This is a genomic window from Brevundimonas sp., from assembly GCF_003248455.1.
Lineage (GTDB): Bacteria > Pseudomonadota > Alphaproteobacteria > Caulobacterales > Caulobacteraceae > Brevundimonas.
The window spans coordinates 1-26,486 of record NZ_QFNM01000022.1; the positions used below are offsets into that span (position 1 = coordinate 1).

General features: G+C 68.5%; 26 protein-coding genes and 1 tRNA gene. 13 read left to right on the forward strand and 14 right to left on the reverse strand.

What is annotated here, in order from left to right; translation table 11 throughout:
• Positions 1-267: 267 nt before the first annotated feature.
• The 6 genes from DI624_RS09400 to DI624_RS09425 form a co-directional block, all read right to left on the reverse strand.
• Positions 268-1,488, reverse strand: coding sequence for a tetratricopeptide repeat protein (locus tag DI624_RS09400; RefSeq protein WP_291537583.1), 1,221 nt, complete (start codon positions 1,486-1,488; stop codon positions 268-270).
• Between the two features lie 31 nt (positions 1,489-1,519).
• The gene (gene thrS / locus DI624_RS09405; RefSeq protein ID WP_291537585.1) at positions 1,520-3,448 is read right to left on the reverse strand and encodes a threonine--tRNA ligase; all 1,929 of its coding nucleotides are present in this window, start codon (positions 3,446-3,448) and stop codon (positions 1,520-1,522) included.
• Entirely contained in the window at positions 3,445-3,681 is a 237-nt protein-coding gene (gene yidD / locus DI624_RS09410) for a membrane protein insertion efficiency factor YidD (RefSeq protein WP_291537587.1), read from the reverse strand. The genes thrS and yidD overlap by 4 nt, the downstream gene beginning before the upstream one ends.
• 94 nt (positions 3,682-3,775) lie before the next feature.
• A complete protein-coding gene (locus DI624_RS09415; RefSeq protein ID WP_291537589.1) occupies positions 3,776-4,231 on the reverse strand; it encodes an iron-sulfur cluster assembly scaffold protein in 456 nt (151 codons plus the stop codon).
• 207 nt (positions 4,232-4,438) lie between these two features.
• The gene (locus DI624_RS09420) at positions 4,439-5,098 is read right to left on the reverse strand and encodes an HAD-IA family hydrolase (RefSeq protein ID WP_291537591.1); all 660 of its coding nucleotides are present in this window, start codon (positions 5,096-5,098) and stop codon (positions 4,439-4,441) included.
• 42 nt (positions 5,099-5,140) lie between these two features.
• The gene (locus DI624_RS09425; RefSeq protein ID WP_291537594.1) at positions 5,141-6,010 is read right to left on the reverse strand and encodes a tetratricopeptide repeat protein; all 870 of its coding nucleotides are present in this window, start codon (positions 6,008-6,010) and stop codon (positions 5,141-5,143) included.
• 89 nt (positions 6,011-6,099) lie between these two features.
• Here DI624_RS09425 and DI624_RS09430 point away from each other — a divergent pair, with 89 nt between their 5' ends.
• The 3 genes from DI624_RS09430 to DI624_RS09440 all read left to right on the forward strand — a co-directional run bounded on the left by DI624_RS09430 (position 6,100) and on the right by DI624_RS09440 (position 8,632).
• Positions 6,100-7,485, forward strand: coding sequence for a M17 family metallopeptidase (locus DI624_RS09430; protein ID WP_291537596.1), 1,386 nt, complete (start codon positions 6,100-6,102; stop codon positions 7,483-7,485).
• Between the two features lie 65 nt (positions 7,486-7,550).
• Positions 7,551-7,712 carry a hypothetical protein gene (locus tag DI624_RS09435; protein ID WP_291537598.1) on the forward strand — a complete coding sequence of 54 codons (162 nt, stop codon included), beginning with the start codon at positions 7,551-7,553 and terminating at the stop codon, positions 7,710-7,712.
• A gap of 134 nt (positions 7,713-7,846) precedes the next feature.
• Positions 7,847-8,632, forward strand: a complete 786-nt coding sequence (locus DI624_RS09440) for an NlpC/P60 family protein (protein ID WP_291537600.1) — start codon at positions 7,847-7,849, stop codon at positions 8,630-8,632.
• Here the strand turns inward: DI624_RS09440 and mmcB are convergent.
• Both mmcB and thpR read right to left on the reverse strand, forming a co-directional pair.
• Positions 8,629-9,072: a DNA repair putative endonuclease MmcB gene (gene mmcB, locus DI624_RS09445; RefSeq protein ID WP_291537602.1), complete on the reverse strand. Its 444-nt coding sequence runs from the start codon at positions 9,070-9,072 to the stop codon at positions 8,629-8,631. The genes DI624_RS09440 and mmcB overlap by 4 nt on opposite strands.
• A 125-nt stretch (positions 9,073-9,197) precedes the next feature.
• On the reverse strand, positions 9,198-9,737 hold the full coding sequence (gene thpR, locus DI624_RS09450) for an RNA 2',3'-cyclic phosphodiesterase (RefSeq protein ID WP_291537604.1): 540 nt from the start codon (positions 9,735-9,737) through the stop codon (positions 9,198-9,200).
• A gap of 130 nt (positions 9,738-9,867) precedes the next feature.
• Here thpR and DI624_RS09455 point away from each other — a divergent pair, with 130 nt between their 5' ends.
• Entirely contained in the window at positions 9,868-10,617 is a 750-nt protein-coding gene (locus tag DI624_RS09455) for a Bax inhibitor-1/YccA family protein (protein WP_291537607.1), read from the forward strand.
• Between the two features lie 163 nt (positions 10,618-10,780).
• Entirely contained in the window at positions 10,781-11,797 is a 1,017-nt protein-coding gene (locus DI624_RS09460; RefSeq protein WP_291537610.1) for a hypothetical protein, read from the forward strand.
• 2 nt (positions 11,798-11,799) lie between these two features.
• On the opposite strand, the gene DI624_RS09465 is transcribed toward DI624_RS09460, so the two are convergent.
• Together DI624_RS09465 and DI624_RS09470 are read right to left on the reverse strand one after the other, a co-directional pair.
• On the reverse strand, positions 11,800-12,135 hold the full coding sequence (locus tag DI624_RS09465; RefSeq protein ID WP_291537613.1) for a DUF2794 domain-containing protein: 336 nt from the start codon (positions 12,133-12,135) through the stop codon (positions 11,800-11,802).
• 342 nt (positions 12,136-12,477) lie between these two features.
• Positions 12,478-13,821: a trypsin-like peptidase domain-containing protein gene (locus tag DI624_RS09470; RefSeq protein ID WP_291537615.1), complete on the reverse strand. Its 1,344-nt coding sequence runs from the start codon at positions 13,819-13,821 to the stop codon at positions 12,478-12,480.
• 159 nt (positions 13,822-13,980) lie between these two features.
• Between DI624_RS09470 and DI624_RS09475 the strand changes: the two genes are divergently transcribed.
• The 4 genes from DI624_RS09475 to DI624_RS09490 all read left to right on the forward strand — a co-directional run bounded on the left by DI624_RS09475 (position 13,981) and on the right by DI624_RS09490 (position 16,922).
• Positions 13,981-14,283 carry a DUF6356 family protein gene (locus DI624_RS09475; protein WP_291537618.1) on the forward strand — a complete coding sequence of 101 codons (303 nt, stop codon included), beginning with the start codon at positions 13,981-13,983 and terminating at the stop codon, positions 14,281-14,283.
• Positions 14,284-14,365: 82 nt separating this feature from the next.
• Positions 14,366-15,523, forward strand: coding sequence for a 23S rRNA (adenine(2503)-C(2))-methyltransferase RlmN (rlmN, locus tag DI624_RS09480; protein ID WP_291537620.1), 1,158 nt, complete (start codon positions 14,366-14,368; stop codon positions 15,521-15,523).
• Positions 15,524-15,638: 115 nt separating this feature from the next.
• Positions 15,639-16,079 (forward strand): DUF350 domain-containing protein, encoded by a 441-nt coding sequence (locus DI624_RS09485; RefSeq protein ID WP_291537623.1) that lies wholly within the window; start codon positions 15,639-15,641, stop codon positions 16,077-16,079.
• A gap of 12 nt (positions 16,080-16,091) precedes the next feature.
• Complete coding sequence (locus DI624_RS09490) at positions 16,092-16,922, forward strand: serine protease (protein WP_291537624.1); 831 nt, start codon at positions 16,092-16,094, stop codon at positions 16,920-16,922.
• A gap of 345 nt (positions 16,923-17,267) precedes the next feature.
• Here DI624_RS09490 and DI624_RS09495 read toward each other — a convergent pair whose 3' ends face one another.
• Positions 17,268-20,138 (reverse strand): pitrilysin family protein, encoded by a 2,871-nt coding sequence (locus DI624_RS09495; protein WP_291537625.1) that lies wholly within the window; start codon positions 20,136-20,138, stop codon positions 17,268-17,270.
• A gap of 99 nt (positions 20,139-20,237) precedes the next feature.
• Positions 20,238-21,122 carry an isoaspartyl peptidase/L-asparaginase gene (locus DI624_RS09500; RefSeq protein ID WP_291537627.1) on the reverse strand — a complete coding sequence of 295 codons (885 nt, stop codon included), beginning with the start codon at positions 21,120-21,122 and terminating at the stop codon, positions 20,238-20,240.
• A gap of 185 nt (positions 21,123-21,307) precedes the next feature.
• Here DI624_RS09500 and DI624_RS09505 point away from each other — a divergent pair, with 185 nt between their 5' ends.
• Complete coding sequence (locus DI624_RS09505; protein WP_291537630.1) at positions 21,308-22,309, forward strand: NADPH:quinone oxidoreductase family protein; 1,002 nt, start codon at positions 21,308-21,310, stop codon at positions 22,307-22,309.
• A 28-nt stretch (positions 22,310-22,337) separates the two neighbouring features.
• Here the strand turns inward: DI624_RS09505 and DI624_RS09510 are convergent, their stop codons facing one another.
• Positions 22,338-22,736: a YkvA family protein gene (locus tag DI624_RS09510; RefSeq protein WP_291537632.1), complete on the reverse strand. Its 399-nt coding sequence runs from the start codon at positions 22,734-22,736 to the stop codon at positions 22,338-22,340.
• A 55-nt stretch (positions 22,737-22,791) separates the two neighbouring features.
• On the opposite strand from DI624_RS09510, the gene DI624_RS09515 reads away from it, so the two are divergent.
• The 3 genes from DI624_RS09515 to arsH all read left to right on the forward strand — a co-directional run bounded on the left by DI624_RS09515 (position 22,792) and on the right by arsH (position 25,119).
• Positions 22,792-23,574 carry an SDR family NAD(P)-dependent oxidoreductase gene (locus DI624_RS09515; protein WP_291537635.1) on the forward strand — a complete coding sequence of 261 codons (783 nt, stop codon included), beginning with the start codon at positions 22,792-22,794 and terminating at the stop codon, positions 23,572-23,574.
• A 243-nt stretch (positions 23,575-23,817) separates the two neighbouring features.
• Positions 23,818-23,892 (forward strand) — tRNA-Gly (locus DI624_RS09520).
• Positions 23,893-24,363: 471 nt separating this feature from the next.
• Positions 24,364-25,119: an arsenical resistance protein ArsH gene (gene arsH / locus DI624_RS09525; RefSeq protein WP_035307546.1), complete on the forward strand. Its 756-nt coding sequence runs from the start codon at positions 24,364-24,366 to the stop codon at positions 25,117-25,119.
• Positions 25,120-25,235: 116 nt separating this feature from the next.
• Here the strand turns inward: arsH and DI624_RS09530 are convergent, their stop codons facing one another.
• Positions 25,236-26,345: a Fic family protein gene (locus tag DI624_RS09530; RefSeq protein WP_035307547.1), complete on the reverse strand. Its 1,110-nt coding sequence runs from the start codon at positions 26,343-26,345 to the stop codon at positions 25,236-25,238.
• Between the last annotated feature and the right edge of the window lie 141 nt (positions 26,346-26,486).

The following is a 26,486-nucleotide window of genomic DNA, read 5'->3' on the forward strand; positions in this document are numbered from 1 at the left end:
GATGATCTGCGCCTCGTTGAACCTGCTCTTCTTCACATCCGTCTCCTTTAGTGAAACGGACTCTCACTCAAAACGGAGGATCAGGAAGGGGGAACGTCATCTTCAGTGAACTTTGATCGCTTCATTCTGTCCGTCCTTCGTGGGGCGGACTCTAGCTATTCTTGGAGGAGTTTCAGGGGGTTACGTCAGATGTGGCGCCAAAGGCTCAACGGATTAGTTTGCGGGCCTCCAGCAACAGGGAGTGCCCTCGTCATTAGGCTGCGACAATCAAGCTGAGCCTTCGTTTGGTGAAAATTTTAAGCGCATCCGCGCCAATGCCCGCCGAAATCGAGCGGCAATCGATGTGTCGATTTTGTAAGCTGAGGCAAGCTGATGGTATTTGGGTTCATCGGGGTGGAGCGCCAACGCCCGATTCACGGCCCTTGACGCCTCCTGAAACTGGCCAGCCTGCCAAGCAATCATGCCGTGCCAGGCGTGCAAATGCGCCAACACGGCGGCGTCCGGCCTAACGATGACGTCGCGTACTATCGTTAGCGCTTCTTGGCTTCGTCCCATTCGGGCCAGGCCATCTGCAAAAGGAATCAAACCGGCGATACTGCCTTGGGCGGCGTCGACTGCGCGCTTGTAATAGGTCATCGCTTCCTCATGTCTGCCAGCAATGACGAGGTTGTCAGCTAGGTAGCGCAAAGAATCGACGTGGAGAGGCTGTAGGCTCACTGCGCGTTCTGCGAGGGCGAGAGCTATATGGCTTTTCCGCGCGGGAAGCGCTCGCGCCAAGTGAATAAGGTAGGTGGAACTGTGTTTTCGAGCAGTCCGCACAGCTTTGGAGTAATAAGATAGGTCTTCCACGCCATTGAGAACGTCCAATAAAAGCGGTGCCAGAAGATGTGTGTCCGCAACGACTGGTCCCGATGGGTGGCCAGAGTATCGTACTGGGATGGTGGTGGTGGGAACCTCCGATGCGATCAGATCAACATGTTGGGCGTCGATTGTGGTGGGATCATAGACGACTACGACGTGCGCGGTCTTTGGCAGAGGGGGCTCTAGTTCGGGCCTCCATACGATACGATTTGCGTCCTGAAGCCAACGCGTCTCGAATGGAACTTTCTTCGGGTTGATCGAGTACTGCGGAGAAAGCGCGAGAACGGCATCCACCCTCAGCAGGTCGGCAAAGCGCAGCGCTGCGTATCCCCCCATGCTGGAGCCATATGTAATTATGCGTTCTGGATGCGGCAGATGCTTTCTGATCGCGTCGATGGCGTCCTTCATATCAGGGTACTGGTACCAGTCTTCCCGGCGTCCCATGATGTGGATGGCTGAAAGGCCCTTTTCTTTTAAGAAGCCTTCGGAAAATCCCTCTCGCTCGAAGCCGTGGCCGATACTGTAGTTATCGAAAGTAATCACCCAACGCGAAACATCGTCGCACGCTATGGCTCGTGCGACGATGTTTTCACTGCGATAGACGTCAGTTACCTCGTTGGCGGGCATTCAAGCACGCATACGGATGAAAACGGCGAAATCATGCCAAACTCCTCAGGTCCGGCGGGGTCGCCTCGTCGGTCAGGATGCGGATGGCGTCCTCGACCGTGACCAGGGTCTGGGCCTGGGAGCCCAGGCGGCGGATGGCGACCATGCCTTCCTCGGCCTCCTTGCGGCCGACGACGGCGATGACCGGGACCTTGCCGACCGAGTGTTCGCGGACCTTGTAGCCGACCTTCTCGTTCCTCAGGTCGATCTCGGTGCGCAGGCCGGCGGCCTTGAATCGGGCCATGACGTCGCGGGCGTAATCGTCGGCGTCGGAGGTGATGGTGGCCACCACGGCCTGGGTCGGGGCCAGCCATAGGGGGAAGGCGCCGGCGTAGTTCTCGATCATGATGCCGATGAACCGCTCGAAACTGCCTAGGATGGCCCGGTGCAGCATGACCGGACGGTGTTTCTGGCCGTCCTCGGCGATATAGGTCGCGTCCAGACGTTCGGGCAGGACATAGTCCAGCTGGATCGTGCCGCAGGTCCATTCGCGGCCGATGGCGTCCTTGACGATGAAGTCCAGCTTGGGCGCGTAGAAGGCGCCGTCGCCCTCGGTCACGACCGGCTCGGTGCCCGCGGCGCGGGCGGCCTCGGCCATCAGAGCCTCGGCCTTGTCCCAGAATTCGTCCGTGCCGGCGCGGTTCTCGGGCCGGGTGCCCAGGCTGATGTAGGCCGTCTCCATCCCCAAGTCGGCGTGGACGCTGCGGGCCAGTTTGATGAAGGCGGCCGTCTCCTCGACGATCTGGTCCTCGCGGCAGAAGATGTGGGCGTCGTCCTGGGTGAAGCCGCGCACCCGCATCAGGCCGTGCAGCGAACCGGACGGCTCATAGCGGTGGCAGGCGCCGAATTCGGCCATGCGCAGCGGCAGTTCGCGATAGGATCGCTGGCCCTGGTCGAAGATCTGGACGTGGCCGGGGCAGTTCATCGGCTTGAGCGACAGGGTCTCGCCCTCGACCGTCTCGCAGACGAACATATTGGGGCGGTATTTGTCCCAGTGGCCGCTCTGCTCCCAGAATTTGCGGTCCAGCACCTGGGGCGTCTTGACCTCGACATAGCCGGCGGCGTCCAGGCGGCGGCGCATATAGGCCTCCAGCACCCGCCACAGGACCCAGCCCTTGGGGTGCCAGAAGACCATGCCGCGGCCCTCTTCCTGCATGTGGAAGAGCTCCATGGCCTTGCCGACCTTGCGGTGGTCGCGCTTCTCGGCCTCTTCCAGCCGCTGCAGATAGGCGTCCAGGTCCTCCTTGGTCGCCCAGGCGGTGCCGTAGATGCGCTGAAGCTGCTCGCGCTTGGAATCGCCCCGCCAATAGGCGCCGGCCAGCTTGGTCAGTTTGAACGCCTTGCCGACATGGCGGGTCGAGGGGAAATGCGGCCCCCGGCACAGGTCGATCCAGTCGCCCTGTTTGTACAGGGTGATGGTCTCGGTCTCCGGCAGGTCGCGGATCAGCTCGGCCTTGAAGGTCTCGCCGCGCGCCTCGAAGAATCTGATCGCCTCGTCGCGGTCCCAGACCTCGCGTTCGAACTTGGCGTCGCGGTCGACGATCCGGGCCATCTCCTTCTCGATGGCGGCGAAGTCGTCGGTCGAGAAGGGCTCCTCGCGATAGAAATCGTAGTAGAAACCATCCTCGATGGCCGGGCCGATCGTGACTTGCGTGCCGGGGAACAGGGTCTGGACCGCCTCGGCCAGGACGTGGGCCGCGTCGTGGCGGATCGTATAGAGGGCGGCGGGATCGTCGCGCATGATCAGACGGAAGTCGCCGCCCGTCTCCAGCACCCGGCCCATGTCGCGCTGCTCGCCGTTCAGTTCGGCCAACACGGCCTTCTTGGCCAGCGACGGCGAGATCGAGGTGGCGACGTCGCGCGACGTGGAGCCTTCGGGATACTGGCGCACCGCGCCGTCGGGGAATTTCAGGTCGATCATTGGTCAGTCTTTGCAGGTGGGACCGGGTCGTATCCCGACCGCCCGAAGGGATGGCATTTACAGAGCCGGCGCACGGTGAGCCACCCCCCCTTTACCGGTCCGTGCTGGATCAGGGCGTCACGCCCGTAATCCGAACAGGTCGGCAGAAATCGGCATTGCTGGCCGATCAGGGGGGACAGCGTCAGCTTGTAGCCCCGATGGGCCGCGCGCACGCCGCGTTCGTAGAGAGACATCGCGTCCCTTCGCCGGGGTTGATGGGGCCGGGGGCTGGATGGGTTCGCCGCGCTTATCCCCTGTCGGAGCAGGGGGATCAACCGGGCAGAGCCGTCAGGCCGCGCCGGCGAGACGAGTTCGGGCGGTCAGGGCCGCATTGACCGCCTCCAGCGTCGCCTCCAGCGAGACCAGGGTCGAGGCGTGGCGGGCGGGGTAGTCGGCGACCTGTTTCAGCAGGCGCAGGCCTTCGAACCGGCCGCTGGGGCCCTCGCCGCCCGATTTCAGCATGGCGATCATGGCGTCGCGGGCGTCGGCGATCTCGAAAAGGGAGGCGCCGACGACGTGCTGGCCCAGCACCCCGGCGGCGGCCTGGCCCAGGGCGCAGGCCTCCACGTCCTGGGCGAAGGCGGCGATCCGACCCTGGTCGTCCAGGACCACGTCGACGGTGGCGCGCGAGCCGCACAGTTTGGCGACCCGTTCGCCGGTGCCCTCCGGCGCCGGCAGACGCCCCGCATGCGGCAGGTTCGCCGCCAGCGTCAGGATGCGCGCGCTGTAGAGATCGTCGATCATGGCGGGGAAGATAGGGCGTTCGACGCGGTCGCGAAACCTCTCCCTCCCCGCTCGGGGAGGGTGGCCGAGTGAAGCGAGGTCGGGTGGGGAGGGCCGGGCGATGCGCCACGGGCCTGTTCTGCATCCGGCAAGTGCGGCCCTGCCGGGCCGCCCCCACCCCGTCGCTGCGCGACGACCCTCCCCGGAGCGGGGAGGGAGAGGGGTGTGCTAGACCTCGACCGTCAGCGATCCGTCCGGCGCGATCTCCAGCCGCAGGTCGGCGTAGTCCGCCAGCTTCGGGTGATCCGTTTCCAGCGGATGAGTCCAGGCCGCCGTCACCACCACCACGTCCGCCCCGGCGGCCTCGCCGGCCCTGATCCCCGCCTCGGCGTCCTCGAACACCAGGCAGTCGGCGATGTCGAAGCCCAGCGCCCGGGCGGCCTTCAGATAGCCGGCCGGGTCGGGCTTGCCGCGTTCGACGGCCTCGGCGGTGATCATGACGGCGGGCGATTCGACCCCGGCGGCCTTCAGGCGCGCGCGGGCCAGGGGGATGGAGGCGGAGGTGACGACGGCCCAGCGGCCGGGCGGCAGGCGTCTGACGAAATCGACGGCGCCGGGAATGGGGGCGACGCCCGCCACATCCTCGATCTCGCCCCGCTCGACCCAGGCGACCTCGGCGTCCAGGTCGATGTCGGGCAGGGCCTGGCGGCGGATGGTATCGACGGCCCGCACTCCGTGGACGGTCGGGACGAAGGCGGCGACGTCCAGACCGTGCCGCTCGGCCCAGCGGGTCCAGACCCGTTCGGCGGCGGCGGTCGAGGTGATCAATGTGCCGTCCATGTCGAACAGGAAGGCGGCGTAGGCGCGGGACGGGGGTAGGGAAGCCATGGCTTCATCCACCACGCGCGGGCGTGCGTCGCAATGGTCGGATCAGCCGCCCTGAAGGGAACGCCAGGTCCGGGCCGTGTCGCTCGCCGATGCGGGGGCGGCGAGCTGTCCCGGCGCGGCGGCCGCCGTCGCGCCCGGCGCCGAGCGTGAGCGCAGCCAGCGCAGGGTCTGCTCGGCCTGTTCGGGGGGCAGTTCGCGGCGCAGAATCTGTTCGGCCTCGCCCATCTTGCCCTGCAGGCCCAGGGCCAGGGCCAGATTCTGGCGCACCTTGGCCGAGGCGGTCGGCTGGGCGGCGGCGCGGCGCAGCAGGGTCTCGGCGCCCGGCGCATCGCCCTGGGTCAGGGCGGCGGTGGCGGCGTTGGCCAGGACGTCGGGGTTGTCGGGCGACAGGACCAGGGCCTGGTTCCAGGCGGCGCGGGCGTCGTCGAAGCGCCGCACCTGCTCATAGGCCACGCCCAGCAGCGAATAGGGCCGCCAGTCGCGCGGCGCCAGGTCGCGCGCCTTCTCCAGCGGGGCGACGCCGTAGAAGGCCTGGCCCCGCGCGATATGGGCGCGGCCCAGCTCCAGCAGGGCGTCCAGGTCGGTCGGCTTCTGGTTCAGCGTGGCCTGGGCGGCTTCCGCGGCCTGGTCGTAGCGCCCCAGTTCGCGCAGCGCCTGGGCCAGTTTGACGCCGGCGACCGCATCGGTCGGGTCGGCCTGCTGCTCCGACGCCCAGAAGACCGAGCGCGACAGGGCGTCCATCCGGTCGTAGGTCGCGCGCACCTGGGCCGAGGACGGGCCGCGCGGCTGCCGGGTCGTCGCCACGGGCGCGGGATCGGCGGCCGGAGCCGGCGCGGCGGCTGCGGTGGTCGTCAGGCCTGCCAGGCCTGTCGTCAGGGCGACGGTTGCGATCAGGGCGGGCATGGGCGACATGGAAAGGGTCCGGACGGTCCTCGGCTCTTTGCGTCCCGAGGATCGCCGCTGTGCGTCAACCAATGGTTAACCGTGTTTCGAGGCCGCCCATGTCCGTCCCGCATTCCCTTCTGGTCGCCGCCGAGGACGGGGCGGGCGCCGTGCCGATCCGCATCGCCGGGACGGCGGACACGCTGGAGGGCGTCGCCGGGCGCTGGGCCGAACTGAACGGGTTCGAAGGCAGGCCGGGGCAGCTGCTGGTCGTTCCGGGCGCCGAAGGCGCGGCGGCCGAGGTGCTGCTGGGGGCCGGGTCGGCCTTCGATCCGATGACGGCGCGGGGCCTGTCGGCGCGGCTGCCGGGCGGCCTCTATCGGCTGGCGGTCGAGGGCGAGCCGGCGCGGCAGGCGGCCCTGGCCTTCCTGCTGGGGGCCTATGTCTTCGACCGCTACAAGACCCGGCCGGATCGCGCGCCGGCCAGGCTGGTCGCGCCCGAGGGGCTGGACGTCGCCGAGACGTCGCGCATCGTCGCCGCCTGCGCCCTGGCGCGTGAAATGGTCGACACCCCCGCCGCCGACTTGGGGCCGCTGCAGATCGAGACCATCGCCCGCGAGATCGCCGAAGACGCCGGGGCCGCCGTCACGGTCGTCGAGGGCGACGCCCTGCTGGAGGAGAACTATCCGGCCGTCCACGCCGTGGGCCGCGCCGCCGCCCCGCACCGGGCGCCGCGCCTGATCGAGATCGGCTGGCGGCTGGACCGGACCGACCTGCCGCTGGTGGCCCTGGTCGGCAAGGGGGTGGTGTTCGACACCGGCGGCCTGGACCTGAAGCCCGCCGCCGGCATGCGCAACATGAAGAAGGACATGGGCGGATCGGCCCACGCCCTGGCCCTGGGGCGGCTGGTCATGCAGGCCGATCTGCCCGTGCGCCTGGTGGTGATCGTGGCGGCGGTGGAGAATGCGGTGTCTGGCGACGCCTTCCGTCCCGGCGACATCCTGAACAGCCGAAAAGGTCTGACCATCGAGGTCGGCAATACGGATGCGGAAGGCCGGCTGGTCCTGGCCGACGCCCTGACCCGGGCGGGCGAGCACGAACCGAACCTGACGCTGGACTTCGCCACCCTGACCGGCGCGGCGCGGATCGCCCTGGGGCCGGAGCTGCCGCCGCTCTACACCGACGACGAGACGCTGGCGGGACAGCTGCTGGCGGCGGCGGGCGAGGTGCGCGACCCGCTGTGGCGGATGCCGCTTTGGCCCGGCTATCGCGCGGCGCTGGACGCCGAGATCGCGGATCTCAGGAACGACCCCGCCGGCTGGGCCCAGGCCGGATCGGTGACGGCGGCCCTGTTCCTGCAAAGGTTCGCGCCCGCGACCGGCGCCTGGGCCCATATGGACATCTTCGCCTGGAACCCCCGCGCCCGTCCCGGCTGGCCCGAAGGCGGCGAAGCCCAGGCCCTGCGCGCCTGCTACGCCATGCTGAAAGCGCGCTATCCAGGATAAGGCGTCGTCCGTAGGGGGCGACCGATCTGGAATGAACGTTCGCCTCGATGCGGCGTTGATCGCCCATGGACAAACGCCAGAATTCCAAACCGCCCATCGATTTCGAAGAGGGCCCCGACAAGCCCAGCAAGTCAGCCTTCAAAATTTCGGGCCTGGCCATCGCAATCGCTGCGTTGATCTGCATTGGATTGATCGCCGTGGTCGTCATGCAGAAGGGCGGCCTGTAGAGCGACGCATCGTCGGACACCTGTAGGTCGCCAAAGAACGCGGTTCTGTTGATTTCTTTCGAAAAAGCGGCGGGCGTTAACGGCCCCTAAGCCATCGGGGGATAAGGCTGCGGGTTCAATCACGCGAGCTCACGTTGACCGACGTCCTCGATCTTGTTCCGCCGGGCGACCGCCTGGCCCGCCCCGACCTCGCCGAACTGGCGTTGGAAGGCCTGGTGCGCGCCGAGGCCTATCGCGCGACCCAGGCCATGCACTGCCGCGCAGCCGTGGCGGACGTGCTGTCGGACGCCGAGGTGCGGATCGACCAACTGCTGCATGGCGAAGTCTTCGACGTGCTGGAGCGGTCGAACGGCCGCGCCTGGGGCAGGGCGCGGCGCGACGGCGTGGTCGGCTGGGTGGTGCTGGACAGCCTGTCCGCGGGCGCGCCCCTGGCCACGCACCGGGTCGCCGCCGTGGACGCCGCCCTGCCGTTGAACGCCCTGGTGGTCGAAGGCGGAACCGGGCTGGAGGCGTCCGACCTGAGCCCTGTAGGCGCCTTCGAAAGCGATCTGGTCGCGGTGGCCGAACGGCTGCTGGGCCGGCCGCACGAACCGGGCGCACGCTCATCGCGCGCAACAGACTGTTCGGGCCTGGTGCAGCAGGCGCTGCTGGCCTGCGGCCTGCCGGGACCGCGCCGCTCGGACGGACAGGCCGTGCTGGGCCGCGCCGCGGCCGCAAGCGAGCGGCGAAGGGGCGACATCGTCGTCTGGCTGGCCGCCAGGGGCGATCACGACTGGACCGGCCATTCGGCCCTGATGCTGGACGGCGAGCGGATCATCCACGCCACGGGCGGCCGGGGGGTGGTGATCGAGGCCTTCGCCGAGGTCGAGGCGCGCCTGGTCGCCGACGGCTTCGAACCCGCGCGCTTTCGCCGGCTCTAATCCCGCATCGTCCGCATCGCTCCCAGCCGGGCGAAGGCTAGGGTCAGGGCCTTGCGCCGCGCGGGCGCCAGGGGCGAGAGGTCCGGCGCGCGCACCACGGCTCCGCCGAAGCCGTCGGCGACGATCAGGCCCGGCTCGTCCGGCAGGACTCCTTGCGGAAACTCGGGCGCCACGGCGAAGTAGAAGGCGTCGCAGAAGGGGCCGTACTCGCGCCATTTGCGGTCGACGCGATAGTCGTCAATCCCCGACTTGACCTCGCAGATGACGATGTCGCCCTTGCGCCCCACGGCCATGACGTCGGCGCGCCGGCCATTGGGAAGGCAGACCTCCAGGAGCGGCGCATAGCCCATGTCCATCATCAGCCGCGCCGCGCCGCGCGTCACCGAAAGGGTGGTCTCGGGGCGGCTGAAAACGAGTTCCAGATGGACGGCGGCGGACATGCCGACAGCTTATGTTCCGTCTACGTTCCCGTCGCAAGCGTCGCGGCCGGGGGGCGGCCGGGCGGACGACCGTGTTCAGGGTCTGAGCGCTCGAGGATTTCGCCCACGCGGCGTGGCCGCGTCGCTCACAGCAGATACTCCCGCTCCAGTTCGTAATGGCTGCCGCCGTCCGTCAGGACGCTGGAATAGAGGCCGAACCGGTCGATGCGGATCGGCGGCGAATGCAGCAGATTGTGTCCGGCCATCCAGGCGCCGATGCGGTCCGGGTTCGTCTGGGGCTTCAGATAGGCCAGTGTGACGTGGGGGCGATAGTCGCGCGTCTCCATGGCTGCGCCCGCGCGCTGCCCCGCCGCCCGGCACCGCCCGGCCAGGACCGATAGCGGCCCGTTTGGCGTCTCCACCCCCGCCCACAGGGTATGGCTGCGATGGCCGTCGCCGAAGGCCCCGACGCCTTTCAGGGCGATCTCGAACGGCTGGCCGCCGACGCGCGACAGTTCCGAAGCCAGGTCGTCGGCGCGCCGTTCGTCCATCTCGCCATAGAAGGCCAGGGTGACGTGCAGCGCCTCCAGCGGCCGCCAGCGCGCGCCGGGCAGGCCCGATTGTCGCCTTTGCAGCGTCTCGGCGGCGTCGGGCGGCAGGGTCAGGGCGGCGAACAGACGAACCATGCGACGGAAGGTAGCGGCGGGAACGCAAGCCTCCAAGGCCGGTTTTCCTTGCAGTGGGGGCCTCGGCTCACGATATTCGAGGCCTGTGACCGGAGATGTCTCTCCGGCCAATCGGAGAAAGTTCGTCGCCATGAGCGATTTCAACAACGGCTACGCCCGCCCTCTGCCGCAGACGGCCGACATGTCGGTCGACGCCGGCCTGCGCAGCTTCATGCTGGGCGTCTACAACAAGCTGGCCCTGGGCCTGGTCCTGGCCGGCGCCCTGGCCTACGTCACCGGCAATGTCCCCGCGGTGCAGCAGCTGCTGTTCGCCCAGACGGCCGACGGCCGGATCGGCCTGACGGTTCTGGGCATGATCGTGCAGTTCTCGCCGCTGGTGATGCTGTTCGGCTCGATGTTCTTCATGAAGAACCCGACCGCCAAGGGCGTGAACATGCTCTACTGGGCCGTGGTCTCGACCATCGGCGCGGGCCTGGGCGTGCTGTTCCTGCGCTATACGGGCGGTTCCCTCGCCTCCACCTTCCTGGTGACGGCGGCGGCCTTCGGCGGCCTCAGCCTGGTGGGCTACACCACCAAGAAGGACCTGACCGGCATGGGCAGCTTCCTGATCATGGGCGTGATCGGCCTGATCGTCGCCTCGATCGTCAACATGTTCATGCAGTCCGGGACCTTCTATCTGATCATCTCGGGTCTGGGCGTGCTGATCTTCGCGGGTCTGATCGCCTATGACACCCAGCGTCTGAAGATGACCTACTACGCCCTGGGCGGCGACCAGAACGCCATGGGGGTGGCCACCGGCTTCGGCGCGCTGAGCCTGTTCATCAACTTCGTGAACCTGTTCCAGTTCCTGCTGGCCTTCATGGGCGGCAACCGGAACTAAGGCCTGTCGCAAGACGGATACGGAAAGGGCCCCTCGCGGGGGCCCTTTTCATTTGGCACCCGGATCGATCGATCCCCTCGCCTATCTTGGGTACGTATTTCTGCACCTTCGGCTGATTTTGTCGCTATCAAGTGAGCTTGACCTAGACTTCTGGGGATTTCGTATGATTCAGAACGGCCTTGGACGCCTGTTGCGGCCATTCGTTCGGCTGAGCCGGTTGCCGTCGCGCTTTGCCGCCATGGAAAGATCCGTGCGTCGCATGGAGACCAGTCACCGCGAACACCGCCGCGAGATCCAGCAGGCGTTGGCGCAACTGATGTTGCCTGCGGAGTCGGTCTGGCGGCGGCAGCCGCCCCTGTTGGACGCTTCAGTCCCGGGCGAGAGAGTATTCGAACAGAGCGCGATGTGCCGCCAGGACAGTTTTCAGCAACCGTATTTCTCCTACTGGACAAGACGGCTTGGCGAAAGGCTAAGGTATCATCGCAAGCTCTGGGAGTTTGTGTTTGTTTCTCAGGCGTTATGGGAACGCGGCGTCTGCGCTCGCGGGCGTCGCGGCCTGGGATTTGGCGTTGGACGCGAGCCGTTGGCGGCTCTGTTCGCTTCGGAAGGCGTGGCCGTGACGGCGACCGATCTGGCTCCCGACGGCGTCGTCGAGGCGGGTTGGCAGGCCACGAACCAACATGCCGGAGGCAAGGAAGCGCTTAGGAACAGCGTCGTCTGCCCGGACGACCTGTTCGACCGAAACGTCGAGTTTCGTTTCTGTGACATGAACCACGTCGCCGCCGATCTGGTCGGCTACGATTTCTGCTGGTCGGCGTGCGCGCTTGAGCATCTGGGGTCCATCGAAAAGGGGCTGGCGTTCATCGAGCGCTCGATTAATTGCCTCGTCCCGGGCGGCTGGGCGGTTCATACGACGGAATATAACGTCTCGTCCGACAAGGAGACCGTCGATAATCTTGGAACGGTGCTGTTCCGCAGGCGTGACCTTGAAGCCCTTGCGCAACGTCTTCGGGCCAAGGGGCACGAAGTGGCGACTATGGACTGGAGCCCGGGCGAGGGGCCGGTCGACCGATACCTGGATATGCCGCCCTATCGCCCTGACCCGCATTTGAAGATGATGCTGAGCGGGTTCACAACGACTTCGATCGGCATAATCGTGCGCCGAGGACTGGGGACTTAACCCTAATCCACCACCTGGAACCTGCGCCCGTCGAAGACGCGCAGGACCTGGGCCAGGTCGCGGCCCCGGCGCAGGATCTGGCCGCCTTCGCCGATGACGGCCCACTGGCCCTGGCGGGTCTGCAGCGCCGGGCGTTTCTCGATGCGATAGGCGGGGGCGTCGCCCGAGCGGCGGAAGACCGCGAACTCGGCGAAATCCTTGTGGCCGACCATGGCGTAGTCGCGCCATTCGCCCTGGGCGACCATCCGGCCATAGACGCGCAGTATGGGGTCCAGTTCGCGGCGGTCGAAGAAGACGGGTCCGGGCGCGGCGGCGAGGTCGTTGGGGCTCAGGCTCATCTCCTCAACTTAGGCCGCGCCGGGGGCGACGCCAGAGGTCGAGACGGCGGCCGAACCCGACATCGACGAAAATCGATCCAGACACGAAATAGCCCCGTTTCGGTCCTTCGCCCGCCTGCATGGGCGACGACATATCGACCATCGGCTCGTCGGAGTTCGGAAGCGTCCCGGATCCTGAACAGCCCCCCCAGCCCCCTGGATGTTTCCAGTTTACGGGCTCCGGCGGCCGATGCTTCCTCCAAGCGAGCGCCCGCCCTGCCTTTCCCCTCCCCCTCCCGGCAAGGCGGGCGTTTCGCTGTCTGGGGCCTGCCCGGCAGCGCCAAGGCCGGTTCTCGCCCGCGCCTAGAGCGACAGGGTCAGGTTCAGGCTCTCTCCATTCCGCGCCACGGTCGCCTCGACCGATCCCGACGCGCTTTGCAGTGCGGTCGCGGCGGCGCGGGCGTCTGCGACCGGCGCGCCCGCGACGGCGGTGATCACGTCGCCGGCCGTCAGTTCCGCCTGGGCGGCGGGAGAACCGGCGGCGACCGCCATGACCTGGGCGCCGCCTTCCTGGTTTCGCAAGGTCGCGCCATAGGCCAGCACCGATTGGGCGTCGACGATCACCGGCTGATCCACGGGCGTCTCGACCGTCAGGCTGGCCGTCGCCTCGCGCCCGTCGCGCAGATAGGCGACGCTGAGCTCCGTCCCCGGGGCTGCGATGCCCACCGTGGCGTTGACCGAGCCGGCGTTGGCGACCGGGCGGCCCTGCAGCCGGGTGACGACGTCGTTGTGGCGCAGGCCCGCGCGCTCGGCCGGGGAGCCGGGCGCCACATCGGCCACCACCGCCCCGCGCACGATGCCCAGATGCAGTTCGCGCGCCCGTTCGGCGTTCAGCGAACCGAAGATGGCCCCGGTCTGGCCGCGCTTGACCTCGCCGTTCTTCTTCAACTGGTCGGCGACATAGAGCATGATCCGCGTCGGCACGGCGAAGGCGATGCCGTCGTTGCCGCCGCCCAGGCCGCCCGACAGAATGGAGGTGTTGATGCCGATCAGCCGCCCCCGGCTGTCCAGCAGCGGTCCGCCCGAATTGCCCGAGTTCACGGCCGCATCGGTCTGGATGTAGTCCTCGACGGCGTCGCCCAGGCCCGAGCGGTTCAGGCCCGAGATGACGCCCATCGTCAGCGTCTGGTCCAGGCCCAGCGGATAGCCGACCGCAAAGGCCAGGTCGCCGGTGCGCAGGGTGTCGGAATCCACCGTCTGGACCTGTTTCAGATTCAGGGGCCGGCCGTCGGGCGTGATGCGCAGCACGGCGATGTCGGTGGCCTTGTCCGCCCCGACCAGGACCGCGTCGAACAGCCGGCCGTCGGTCAGGTCGACGGTGAACTTGCGCCCGCCCTCGACCACGTGGTTGTTGGTGATCAGCAGGCCCTCGGCCGCATCGACGATGACGCCGGAGCCGGAGGCGTAGGGTTTGGGATCGGTCGCATCCGAACTGGGGCCGCGCGACTGGCCCAGGGTCGTCACCTGCACCACCGCCGGCAGCGATCCTTCCAGCCCGGAGGAGAAGCTGAACACTCCGCGCCGTGCGTCATAGGGCAGGCCGGCGGCGCCGGACTGCGCCAGCACGGGGCCGGCCGAGGCCAGCAGGGCCACGGCGACGGCCAGGGAGGAGACGGCCTTGGCGCGAATCGGGGAGCGGATCGGCATGAGCATTTCCTTGATCGGGCGACGACCCTAGCCCGAGATTCCGCTTCTGACGATGGCTGGAAGGGCGGGGATGAACAGATCGCGACGGGGGTTGCGTCCGGCGGCGTCCGGCGTAACCATGCCCCCGATGCCGCACCAGCGGCCCGCCGGGAGCCCGCCATGAGCCAGACGACGATGGACCGCCGCCGCCGCCCCGCCGCGCTCGGCTTCGCCCGGCTGTTCCGCGACCATCCGCGCGAGGTCGGCGAGACCTATCTTCAGCACATGGCCGCCTCGGCCGGTTTCGGCTTCAGGCTGCTGGGGCTGGCGGGGGCGGCCTTCGTCCATGCCGCCGTGCCGGGGGTCTGCAAGACCACCGTCTCGACCGCCGTTCGGGGCATGGCGCGCGACATGGGCGGCCGGGCCGAGGAAGCGAGACAGACCCGGATGCGCGAGGCCGGCGTCTGGGACGTGGGGCTTTAGCCCGCGCCCGATTCCCGCCGGCCATGCAATCGCCGGGATCCGTGCTATATAGGCCGGCTCAACCTCACGCAGGATCGCCGCCTTGAGCATTACGCTCGACCTCTCCCGTGTCTCCAACGCGCCCGTCAAGGCCCCCGTCAACCTCAGCGGTTTGACGCGCGAAGCCCTGCGCCAGGCGCTGATCGACGCCGGGGTCTGCCCGCCCGAGAAGGCCAGGATGCGCGCCAGCCAGGTCTGGAGCTGGATCCACCACCATGGCGTCACCGACTTCGCGGCCATGAGCAATGTCGCCAAGGAGATGCAGGCCAAACTGGCCGAGCATTTCACCCTGGCCCGCCCCGAGATCGTCGAGCGCCAGGTCTCCAAGGACGGCACGCGCAAGTGGCTGATCCGCACCGCGCCGGGCATCGAGATCGAGACGGTCTACATCCCCGACGTGGGCCGGGCGGGCGCCCTGTGCGTGTCCAGCCAGGTCGGCTGCACCCTGAACTGCACCTTCTGCCACACCGGCACCCAGAAGCTGGTGCGCAACCTGACCGCCGCCGAGATCGTGGCCCAGGTCCAGGTCGCCCGCGACGACCTGGAGGAATGGCCGTCGCCGAAGGAAGACCGCCGCCTGTCGAACATCGTCTTCATGGGCATGGGCGAGCCGCTCTACAATCTGGACAACGTCGCCGACGCCATCGACATCATCTCGGACAACGAGGGCATCGCCCTGTCGCGGCGGCGGATCACGGTCTCGACCTCGGGCGTCGTGCCGCAGCTGCAGGCGCTGGGCGAGCGGACGGCGGCCATGCTGGCCATCAGCCTGCACGCCACGAACGACCCCTTGCGCGACGTGCTGGTGCCGCTGAACAGGAAATATCCGCTGGAGCAGCTGATGGCGGCGATCCGGGCCTATCCGGGCCTGTCGAATGCGCGGCGGGTGACGTTCGAATATGTGATGCTGAAGGGCGTCAACGACAGCCCGGAAGAGGCGCGCGCCCTGCTGAAGCTGATCGAGGGCATCCCGGCCAAGATCAATCTGATCCCGTTCAATCCCTGGCCCGGCGTCGAATACGAATGCTCGGACTGGAAGACGATCGAGCGTTTCGCCGCCATCCTGAACAAGGCCGGCTACGCTAGCCCCATCCGCACCCCGCGCGGCCGCGACATCCTGGCCGCCTGCGGCCAGCTCAAGTCCGAAAGCGAGAAGGTCCGCGCCAGCGCGCTCAGGAAGGCGGAGCAGGCGGCGGCCTGATCTGCGTCGCCTCCCCATTGCCGGGGGAGAGACACAACCCTCGACACATAATGTCACGCACTGTGTCCCGGCCGCGCTTGCGGATTGGGGCGACAATGGGGCAAGGCGTCTGGTCATGGACCCGTCTTTGTCGAACGTGCTGTCGAGCGCCGAGGTGCAGGCCTTCGCCTCGGGCTTTCCGGTCATGGTCATGCACCTGATCGTCACCCTGCTGCTGCTGGTCGCGGGGGCGACGGTCTATGCGATGCTGACGCCGTGGAAGGAGGTCGCGCTGATCCGCCAGGGCAATACGGCGGCGGCCGTCGCCTTCGCGGGCGTGCTGGTGGGGCTGGCCGTGCCGTTGGCCGTGTCGCTGTCGGTCTCGACCTCGGTGCGCGACATCGCCATCTGGGGCGTGGCGACGGTGGTGCTGCAACTGCTGGCCTTCCGCGTCGTGGACCTGTTGCTGACCGGCCTGCCCGAGCGGATCCGGCATGGCGAGATTTCGGCGGCCGTGGTGCTGCTGGGGGCCAAGCTGGCGACGGCGGTGATCCTGTCCGCCGCCCTGACCGGCTGATCGGGGGGGCCGATGCAGTTCCCGCGCCTGCCGGACTGGGCCATCTACGGCGCCGTGGCGGCCGTCTTGCTGGCGGTGTCGCTGGGCCGGCGCGAGAACGCCGACGCCCCGCCCGCGCCGCCCGCCCCCAATGTGGAGGACGGGCCGCTTCTGGGGCCGATCACCCCCTTCGATACGGCCGTGACCGTCGATGCGGGCCAGGCGCCGTTCAAGCCGGCGTCGGGCACCGCCTTCTCCATCGCCGGGCGCGGACGCTGGGTGACGGCGCGCCATGTGGTCGAGGGCTGCCGCAGGCCGGCCCTGGTGGTGGGGGCGGGCCGGGCCGTGGCCGCCGACGTGCGCCTGGCGCCGCGCGCGGACGTGGCGCTGCTGATCACCGACGGCGGGCCGGCGGCCCTGCCCGTGGCGGTCGGCGACCCCTTGCGGAAGGGACAGAGGGCGTTTCATCCCGGCTTCCCGCAAGGCCGGCCGGGCGAGGTGACGTCGCGCCTCCTGGGCCGCGAGACGCTGAAGGTGTCCGGCCGCGGGGCGCGCGAGGAGCCGGTGCTGGCCTGGGCCGAGGTGGGGCGCACCGACGGGCTCGAAGGGACGCTGTCGGGCCTGTCGGGGGCGCCGGCGCTGGACTCGCAAGGGCGGGTCGTCGGCGTGACCATCGCCGAGGCGCCGCGCCGGGGCCGCATCTATACGACCGCGCCCGAGACCTTCGGCCCGGCGATCCGCGGCGAACAGACCCTGGCCGAGGCGGCGCGCGGACCGGCGGTGACGACCGAGGACTATGGCCAGGTGGCGAACGCGCTGCGGCGCGACCTGCGCGTGGCCCAGGTGGTGTGCCTGGGGGCGTGAGGCTGAGCTGCACCTGCGGAAAGGCGCAACTTCACGCCATCTGCCCTATATGGCTGTAAACGCAACGGAATATCGATCCGGAATTGCCCTGGCGCCATACGCCGGGGTTCAGACTTGGACTCTTGGACTCGGAAAAACAGTCCAACGAGTCCAAGCCGACGGCATCGCGATGTCAAAGACCACGGGCGATCATAACCCCGTTTCCGACGGCGTAGGGACGAAAGCCGCTGCTGATCGCCAAGTGGTTGAAAAGCCGAGGCGTTGCGAGCCCGATTGCGCGGGTTGGCGATGAACGGCGCCGCGCCCTCCCCGCAGGGGAGGGCGATCCGTCTGCTTTCGGCGCGCCTACTTCAGCGAGCCCGAGTTCAGATTCAGGGCGCCGGCCTCGATGACCTCCAGGTTCGGGTGTCTGGCCCGCAGGGCGTCCAGGAATTTGGAGCCGTCGCCGACGATCACCAGGCTGGCGCGATCGGCCGGCAGGTGTTCGGCGAAGGCGGCCTGGACCTGTTCCGGGGTGACGGCGCGGACGCGGCCGGCGTAGTCGGCCAGTTCGCTCATCGGCAGGTCGTAGAGGGCCAGGTTGGCGACCAGCGTCCCCAGGCCGTCCACCGTCTCCAGCGAGCGGCCGAAGCCGCCGATCAAGGTGGCGCGGCGCGGCGCCAGGTCGGCGGCCGTGGGGGTCTCGGTTCCCAGCTTGGCGATCTCGGCCAGGATCAGGTCGGCGACCTCGTCGGCCGTCTCGTTCTTGGTCTGGGTCGAGGCGGTGAAGACGCCCGCATCGGCGCGCGCGCCCAGCGACGAGGAGGCGCCGTAGGACAGGCCGCGCTTGATGCGGATCTCCTGGTTCAGACGCGACGAGAAGCCGCCGCCCAGCAGAGAGTTGCCCAGCGTCAGCGGGAAGAAGTCGGCGTCGGTGCGCGACACGCCGCGCACGGCGGCGACCACGGCGGCCTGGCCGGCGCCGGGCTGGTCCACCACGACGATGCGCGGGGCCAGGGGCTGTCCGGCCGGATCGGCGGCCGGGGCGGGCGCGGCGCCGGCGGGGCGCCAGTCGCCGAACGCCTGTTGGGCCAGGGCGCGGGCGGCGTCGGGCGTGATGTCGCCCGAGAAGACCAGGGTCGCGTCCGACGGGCGATAACGGGCGGCGTGGAAGGCGGCGACGTCGGCCGGGGTGATCGTCGGCACGGTCTGGGGCGTGCCCGATCCCGGCGCGCCATAGGGAGCGTCGCCATAGACGACGCGGCCCACGGTCATGCCGGCGATGGCGCCCGGCTGGCTGAGGGCGACGCGTAGGCCGTCCAGCGTCTGGGCCTGCTGGCGTTCCAGCTCCTCGCCGGCGAAGGCGGGGTTCTTCACCAGATCGGCCATCAGGGCGACGGTCGCGGGGAAGGCGTTGGCCGGGGCGTTGGCGTAGACATTGGAGAAGTCCACCCCGGCCGCGGCGCCGACGGCGGCGCCCAGCTGTTCGATCTGGGTGGCGATCTCGGGCGCCGTCCGGGTCTTGGTTCCCTGGGTCAGCAGCGAGGCGGTCAGGGCGGCGACCCCGGCCTTGCCCGCCGGATCGTCGGACGAACCGGCCTTGAAGCCGAGCCGGGCCGAGACCAGCGGCAGGCCGTCGGTGGGGGCGACCAGGACGCGCAGGCCGTTCGACAGGCGGAAATCGGCCACGGCGGGGGTGGCGGGCGCGACCTCGGGCCCCGGCTGGGGCAGACGGGCACGTTCGGCCTCGGGCAGCAGGACGGCGGGTTCGCCGGCGGGCGCCAGATCGGCGACCTTGACCGGCGCATCCACGTTCATCTTCTGCACCGAGGCCGGGTTCTGGGCGTCGGCGGCCAGGAAGGTGATCGTCGACTGGCGCTGCGGCGTCAGATATTTGCGGGCCACGCGCTGGACGTCGGCGGCGGTGACGGCCTGGATCTGGGCCACCTCCCGATCGGCGGCGGCGGCCGACCCGGTGTTGATCAGCGAGAAGCCCAGGGCGGTGGCGCGGTCGTCCACCGTCTCGCGGCTGCGCAGGGTGTTGGCCACGATCTCGTTCTTGGCCTCGGCCAGCTCCTGGGCCGTGATCGGCGCATCGCGCAGCTTGGCGATCTCTTCGTTCAGGGCGGCGATCCCCTCTTCGGCCGTATGGCCCTGGGCCATGATGGCCAGGGCCGACAGATTGCCCGCCTGCTGGGCGAAGTCGGGGGTCGAGCCGATCTGGGCCGCGATCTGCTTGTCATAGACCAGCGAGCGATACAGGCGGCTGGATTCGCCGGTGGACAGCACCCCGTCCAGGACCGTCAGGGCGGCGCGGTCGGGATCGGCGTATTTGACGGTCGGCCAGGCGACGACGGCGGCCGGCAGCGGCACGTTCGGCGCATAATAGGTGACGTTTTTCGGAGCGGTCGGCTCGGGTTCGACCACATGGTTGGCCGGGATGGGCGTGGTCGGGTTCTTCAGCGGGGCGAAATACTGGTCGATCCAGCGGTCCAGCTGGGCTTGGTCGAAATTGCCCGCCACGATCAGATAGGCGTTGTCGGGCCGATAGTAGGTGGCGTGGAAGCGGCGCACGTCGTCCAGCGAAGAGGCCTCCAGCTCCTCGATCGAGCCGATGCCGGGGCGGCGATAGGGGCTGTCCTGATAGATGGTCTCGGGCACGAACAGGCCGAACAGCCGGCCGTAGGGGTTGGCGAGGATGCGCTGGCGGTACTCCTCCTTCACCACGTCGCGCTCGGCCACGAAGGTCGGCTCGTCCACGACCAGCGAGCCCATGCGGTCGGCCTCGGCGAACAGCATCCGCTCCAGATGGTTGGCGGGCACGGTCTCGAAATAGGCGGTGGTGTCGTCGGCGGTGAAGGCGTTGTTGGAGCCGCCCACGTCCTCGGTCAGCCGGTCGAAGGTCTCGGGCGGCAGGTTCCGGGTCGACTTGAACATCAGGTGTTCGAACAGGTGGGCGAAGCCCGAGCGCCCGGCCGGATCGTCCTTGGACCCGACCTTGTACCAGACCTGGACCGTGACGTTGGAGGTGTCGGCGTCGCGCGCCGTATAGACCTCGAGCCCGTTCGGCAGGATGCGCCTGGCGAAGCCCAGCGGCGGCACGGTCACGCCCTGGGGCGCCTGGACCGCCGAGGGGGCGGCGGCGGCGCTGTCTGCGAAGGCGGGGGCGGCCAGGCCGAGAAGAAGGGCCGAGGCGGCGGCCCCGGCTTTGAGCGTGGCGATCAGGCGGAATTTCATAGGGGGCTCCGGGCCCGGAACGCCGGGCGGGCCGAACGTAACAGCGATTGCGCGTCTTGCACCTTACCGAGATGTAATGAAGCGATGCAGCGGGCGCGATCAGTCGGGAAAGACCCGCACGCCGATCTCGCCTTTAGGGGTCAGCCAGGCGTGTTTCATGCCCTGGCTGTTGAAGGGCGCGGCGATGTTTCCGGCGGCGTCCAGGGCGATCAGGCCGCCGTCGCCGCCCTTCCCGTCGCCGTCCAGGGCGCCGATCTGGTCGATCACGGCCTGGGCCGCCTGGGCCAGGGTCTGGCCGGCGGCGACGCGCCAGGCGGCCTGGGCGGCGGCGGCGACGCGGATGAAATATTCGCCCTGTCCGGTGCAGGAGACGGCGGCGTGGTCGTCGGCCCAGGTTCCCGCGGCGGGGATGGGGGTGTCGCCGACGCGGCCCGGCATCTTGCCGAAGACGCCGGCGGTCGAGGTGGCGGCGGCGAGACGCCCCTGGCCGTCCAGGACGCAGCAGCCGACCGTGCCGTGGCCCAGGGCGCCGGGCGGATGGTTGTCCTCGCCCCGGCCCGCGCCGGTGAACCAGGCGGCCTCGTCGGCGATCGGCTCAAGCCCCTGGTCGTGGGCGAACCGGGCCGCGCCCTGGCCCGCCAGCATGACGTGGGGCGTGCGCTCCATCACCGCGCGGGCGGCCAGGACCGGATTGCGGAAGCCCTGAAGCGCTGCGACCGATCCGGCCCGGCGCGTCGAGCCGTCCATCAGGCTGGCGTCCAGCTCATAGGCGCCGGCCTGATTGGGCGAGGCGCCCCGGCCCGCGACATACAGCCCCGAATCCTCCAGCATGACCACCGCTGCGGTCGCGACGTCCAGGGCGCTGTCGCCCGCGTCCAGCCGCGCCTTCATGGCCTCGACCACCTGGCGCATGTGCGCGACCTCGGCCTCGTAGTTGCGTTCACGCCGGGCGCCGGCGCCGCCGTGGAGGATGAGGGCGGTCATGGAGTCTTCCTGAGCTTGGCTTTTCGCCTCTTTCAATCGGGCGTGGCGCTGTTTAGCGTCGCGACGAGGGCTGCGCCATGTCGGCCACGAAGAAACGGCCTCAAGCAGCGCGAAGCGCGATAGGCCAGGGATAAAGTGAAACGGCCTCAAGCAGCGCGAAGCGCGACAGGCCCCAAGGAGGAAAGATGCGCGCTGTCCTGTCCAAAACGCCCGGCGGTCCCGAAACCCTGGTGGTCGAGGAGGTGCTGGACCCCACGCCCAAGGCCGGAGAGGTGGTCATCGAGGTCAAGGCGGTGGGGATCAACTATCCCGACACATTGATCATCGAGGACAGATACCAGTTCCGGCCCGAACGGCCCTTCTCGCCCGGCGCCGAGGTGGCGGGCGTGGTCGAGGCGGTGGGCGAGGACGTCAAGGGCGTGTTCAAGGGCGAACGCGTCATCGCCGCGCCCGGCTGGGGCGGGCTGGTCGAACGGCTGGCGGTGCGGGCCGAGACCGTCATCCCGATCCCCGAGGCGATGAGCTTCGAAGAGGCGGCGGCCCTCATCATGACCTATGGCACCAGCTATTACGCCCTGAAGGACCGGGCGCAGCTGAAGCCGGGCGAGACCCTCCTGGTGCTGGGCGCGGCCGGGGGCGTGGGCGCCGCCGCCGTCGAACTGGGCAAGGCCATGGGGGCGCGCGTGGTCGCCGCCGCCTCGACCAACGAAAAGGTGCAGTTCGCGCTGGATATGGGGGCCGACAACGGCCTGATCTATCCGTCCGGTCCGATGGACAAGGCCGCCCAGAAGGCGCTGTCGGGCGAGTTCAAGCTGGCCACCGGCCGCGACGGGGCCGACGTGGTCTATGACGTGGTGGGCGGCGACTACGCCGATCCGGCGATCCGGGCGATGGACTGGAACGGGCGCTATCTGGTGGTGGGCTTCCCGGCGGGCATTCCGTCGCTGCCGCTGAACCTGACCCTGCTGAAGTCGGTTTCGGTGATCGGCGTCTTCTGGGGCGCGGCCGTCGCGCGCGATCCCAAGGGTCACGCCGCCAACATGGCCGAACTGATGCAGATGTACGCCGACGGCAGGATCAAGCCGCGCGTGTCGCGGACCTTCCCGCTGGAAAAGGCCGGCGAGGCCATCAAGGCCCTGGGCGACCGTCAGGCCCTGGGCAAGATCGTGGTGACGGTCGAGAGCTGATCCTACACCGCGCAGCGAGGGAGGATCGTCATTTCGCCTTCAGCCGCTGGACCGCGTCTTCGGCCAGGTCGCGGTGGCGGCGTTTGATGTTGGCGCCGACCATGGCCAGGACGGCGGTGATGACCGCCGCGTCGTCGGTATAGCCGATGCCGGCGAAGAGGTCGGGAATGGCGTCCACCGGCAGGACGAAATAGGCCAGGCCGGCGAGGATCATCCCCTTGGCCGCCATCGGGGTCTGGGGGTCGCGCGCGGCGTACCAGGCGGCCAGGGCCTGGTCCGCGAAGGGGATGCGGGCGGCGGTGCGCTGGATCTTGGGCCAGAAGCCCCTGGCCACGCGGGCCTCGTTGATCCTGACGACGGCGGGAACCAGCGCCTTCTTGGGGTCCAGGGCGTCGGCGGGATCGGCGGGTTTGGCTTTGGCGGTCATGGCCGCTAAATCCTCAATCGAAACTCGGGTTCAACATTACATAGGAACGAACAGGATGAAACTGGACAGCAGCATCGCCGCCGTCGTCACGGGCGGGGCCTCGGGCCTGGGCGAGGGCACGGCCCGCGCCATCGCCGCCACCGGCGCCAAGGTGGCCCTGTTCGACCTGAACGCAGAGAAGGGCGAGGCGATCGCGGCCGAGATCGGCGGCGTCTTCTGCCAGGTGGACGTCACAGACGACGCCTCGGTCGCCTCAGCCTTCGAAAAGGCCCGCGCCGCCCATGGCCAGGAACGGCTGACCGTCAACTGCGCCGGGATCGCCACCGGCATGAAGACCGTCTCGCGCAAGAAGGACACCGGCGAGATCAAGGCCCACGACATGGCCCAGTTCGAACGCACCGTGCGAGTCAATCTGTTCGGCACCTTCCGCGTCCTGTCGCAATCGGCGGCGGGCATGGCAGCGCTGGAGCGGATGGCGGACGGCGAGCGCGGCCTGATCGTCAACACGGCCTCGGTGGCGGCGCAGGACGGCCAGATCGGCCAGGCGGCCTATTCGGCGTCCAAGGGCGGTGTCTACGCCATGACCCTGCCGATCGCGCGCGACCTGGCCCAGGAAGGGGTGCGCTGCAACACCATCCTGCCCGGCATCATGTGGACGCCGATGATGGCCGGCATGGACCAGAAGATCCAGGACGCCCTGGCCGCCGCCATCCCCTTCCCCAGCCGCCTGGGCACGCCGGCCGACTATGCGTCCCTGGTGCTGGAGCTGGCGCGCAACGTCTATATCAACGGCGAATGCATCCGCCTGGACGGCGCCATCCGCCTGGCGCCGCGCTGAGGCGCGCAAGGGCGCTATGCTCGCGTTCCCACCTGCGCGGGGACGAGGTGCGGCCGCTCGCTGCTCGAGCGCGAAAGACGCTCCGGCCGCGAGCGGCCGGGGGGCCAGGGGCGGCGGTTCGGGGGCCGGTCCGGCTCAGGCAGGGCGAAGCGCGATAGGCGCAAAAAAGAGCTTGCAGGATCGTTCGACCCTCCGCTATACGCCCCCTCCTCGACGGGGCGCACACGCGGCGCCTTACGGATCGCGGGCGTAGCTCAGGGGTAGAGCACAACCTTGCCAAGGTTGGGGTCGAGAGTTCGAATCTCTTCGCCCGCTCCAGTCGAGATTGCCAAGGCAATCAATAGGTTATGGCAGGGCGATCCCAACGGGATCGCCCACCCTATTTTTTACGCCGCTACCACACCGCTACCAAAAATCTTTTGCTGGCGAGCGCTCGCCTGTCCATTGGCATGGCGCATTGCGGTGAAGGCCCCTGAAATCTGCTGAAAAGACCGAACTAATTTTTGCGGAGATCGACCCGCGAGCAGGTCACGGGAAAATAGTGCCTTGGAATGTTGTTGCCCGCAGCTTCTTGCCTCGTATCCGTCAACCGCCGCCTTTGACTCTCTGAAGGATCCCGCGGGGTTTGGCGACGGTCAGGGTGTCGCGGTCTCGGCGCGGTCCCGAGCGATTGCTGTTCACCGTCCTGTAGTGACCTTAATAGGACCGGCCCGGTCTATCGCTCGTCCGCACGTCGGACTTCGCGGACGTCTGGCCGGCGTCGGCCGCCTGTCTGACCAAGGACCTGTGATGACCTTCACCCGCCTGCGCTCGCTGCCGGACCCGGATCATCTGCCGGCTCTGGACGCGGCCTATCTGTCCGCCGATCCCGCCCGTGGACTGGGCCCGACCGAGCCGGCGCCGCGTATCCTTCTCCTGTACGGATCGCTGCGCGAGCGGTCGTATTCGCGGTTCTGCGTCGAGGAAGCGGCCCGCCTGCTGCAGCAAATGGGATGCGAGACCCGCATCTTCGACCCCACCGACCTGCCCCTGCCGGGCGCGCCCGGCGACGACGACCACCCGGCGGTGCGCGAGTTGCGCGAACACGCCTTGTGGTCGGAGGGCATGGTCTGGTGCAGCCCGGAGCGGCACGGCCAGGTCTCCGGACTGATGAAGCTGCAGATCGATCACCTGCCGTTGAGCCTGGGCGGCATGCGCCCGACCCAGGGCCGGACGCTCGCCGTCATGCAGGTGTCGGGCGGGTCCCAGAGCTTCAACGCCGTCAACACTCTGCGCCTTCTGGGCCGCTGGATGCGGATGGTCACCATCCCCAACCAGTCGAGCGTGGCCAAGGCCTTCCAGGAATTCGACGAGGCCGGCCGGATGAAACCCTCGGCCTACTATGAGCGGATTGTCGATGTGATGGAGGAACTGGTGCGCTTCACCATCCTGGTCCGGCCCCACGCCGTTCAGCTCGTGGACCGCTATTCGGAGCGCAAGGCGGCCGGAGTTTTGGTGGATGCCGCGTCCGACCTCTCGGCCATTGCTATCGCACGCCAGGCCTGAGGCTGCGTTTTTGGCGGTAACGCGCCAGAACTGGCGAATTGCGATCCTCCCTGTCGAGGCAGGGTCTTCAGTGGAGCCGCACGGCGCAGAGCCTCGCCGGCGCCATGGGGAGGCGCTTATCCTCGATCGACCAGAGAATAGCTTGTGCTGCGTCCCCCGCCGTCATCCTTCACGAGGATGCCCCGGTCCACCAGATCTTTGATGTCGCGCAAGGCCGTGTCGGGCGAGGACTTCGTCAGCGCCGCCCATTTGGTCGAGGTGAGCTTGCCTTCGAAGCCGTCGAGCAGCCGGTTGATGACCGTGCTCTGGCGCTCGCTCAACGTCTGACCTGCGAGCGCCTCCCAGAAGCGCGCCTTGCGCATCACATGGGTCAGGGTGGTTTCCGCGCCGTCGAATGCGCGATCGAGGCAGCCGAGGAACCAGTCCAGCCAGAGGGTCACGTCCAGCGCGCCTTTCTGGGTCGTCTCCAGGGTCGCGTAGTAGTCCTTGCGCTCCAGCCGGATCTGGGCGGACATGCTGTAGAACCGCTGGGCGCTTTTCTCGGAACGGGCGAGCGCCATGTCGGCGATCGCCCGGGCGATCCGGCCGTTCCCGTCGTCGAACGGGTGGATGGTCACGAACCACAGGTGGGCGATCGCGGCCTTGAGGACCGGATCCGTCCGCGGCTCGTCAGTGAACCAGTCGAGGAACGCGCGCATCTCGTCCTGCAGACGGGCGGCGGGCGGCGCTTCATAGTGCACGCGCTCTCGTCCGAAGGGGCCCGAGACGACCTGCATCGGGCCGGAGCTCTCGTTGCGCCAGGCGCCGACGACGATCTTCGTCATGCCGCTGCGTCCGGTCGGAAACAGGGCGGCGTGCCAGCCGAACAGCCGTTCCTCGGTGAGCGGAGACGCAAAGTTCTGGGTCGCGTCGAGCATCATTTCGACGACGCCTTCGACGTTGCGATCCGCGGGGGCGAGGGCCCCGATATCCATGCCGAGGCGGCGGGCGATGGAGGATCGCACCTGATCCTTGTCGAGCAGCTCGCCTTCGATTTCGCTGGATTTCAGGACATCTTCGGTAAGGGTCTCGAGGACGGCTTCAGCGCGGAGGTCGAAGCCGAGCGTGTGCATCCGGCCAAGCAGAAGGCCTTGGCGATGACGGACGGCTGGGAGGCGATCGGCAAGCGCGTCAGCGCGCCATTCCAGACGCGGCCAGCCTTCGATCTCATGGATGTATTGCGCCATTCCCCGCACTCCTTGCGGGGAATATGGGCGTTATGCGCCGCAGGAGCAAGGCTGTTCTCCGCGTGAAGTGCGGAGAATAGGACGCCTAATCTCCGCACCAAGGGAGGCCTCGCACACTATAGGCGGCCCCCGCACCCTGGG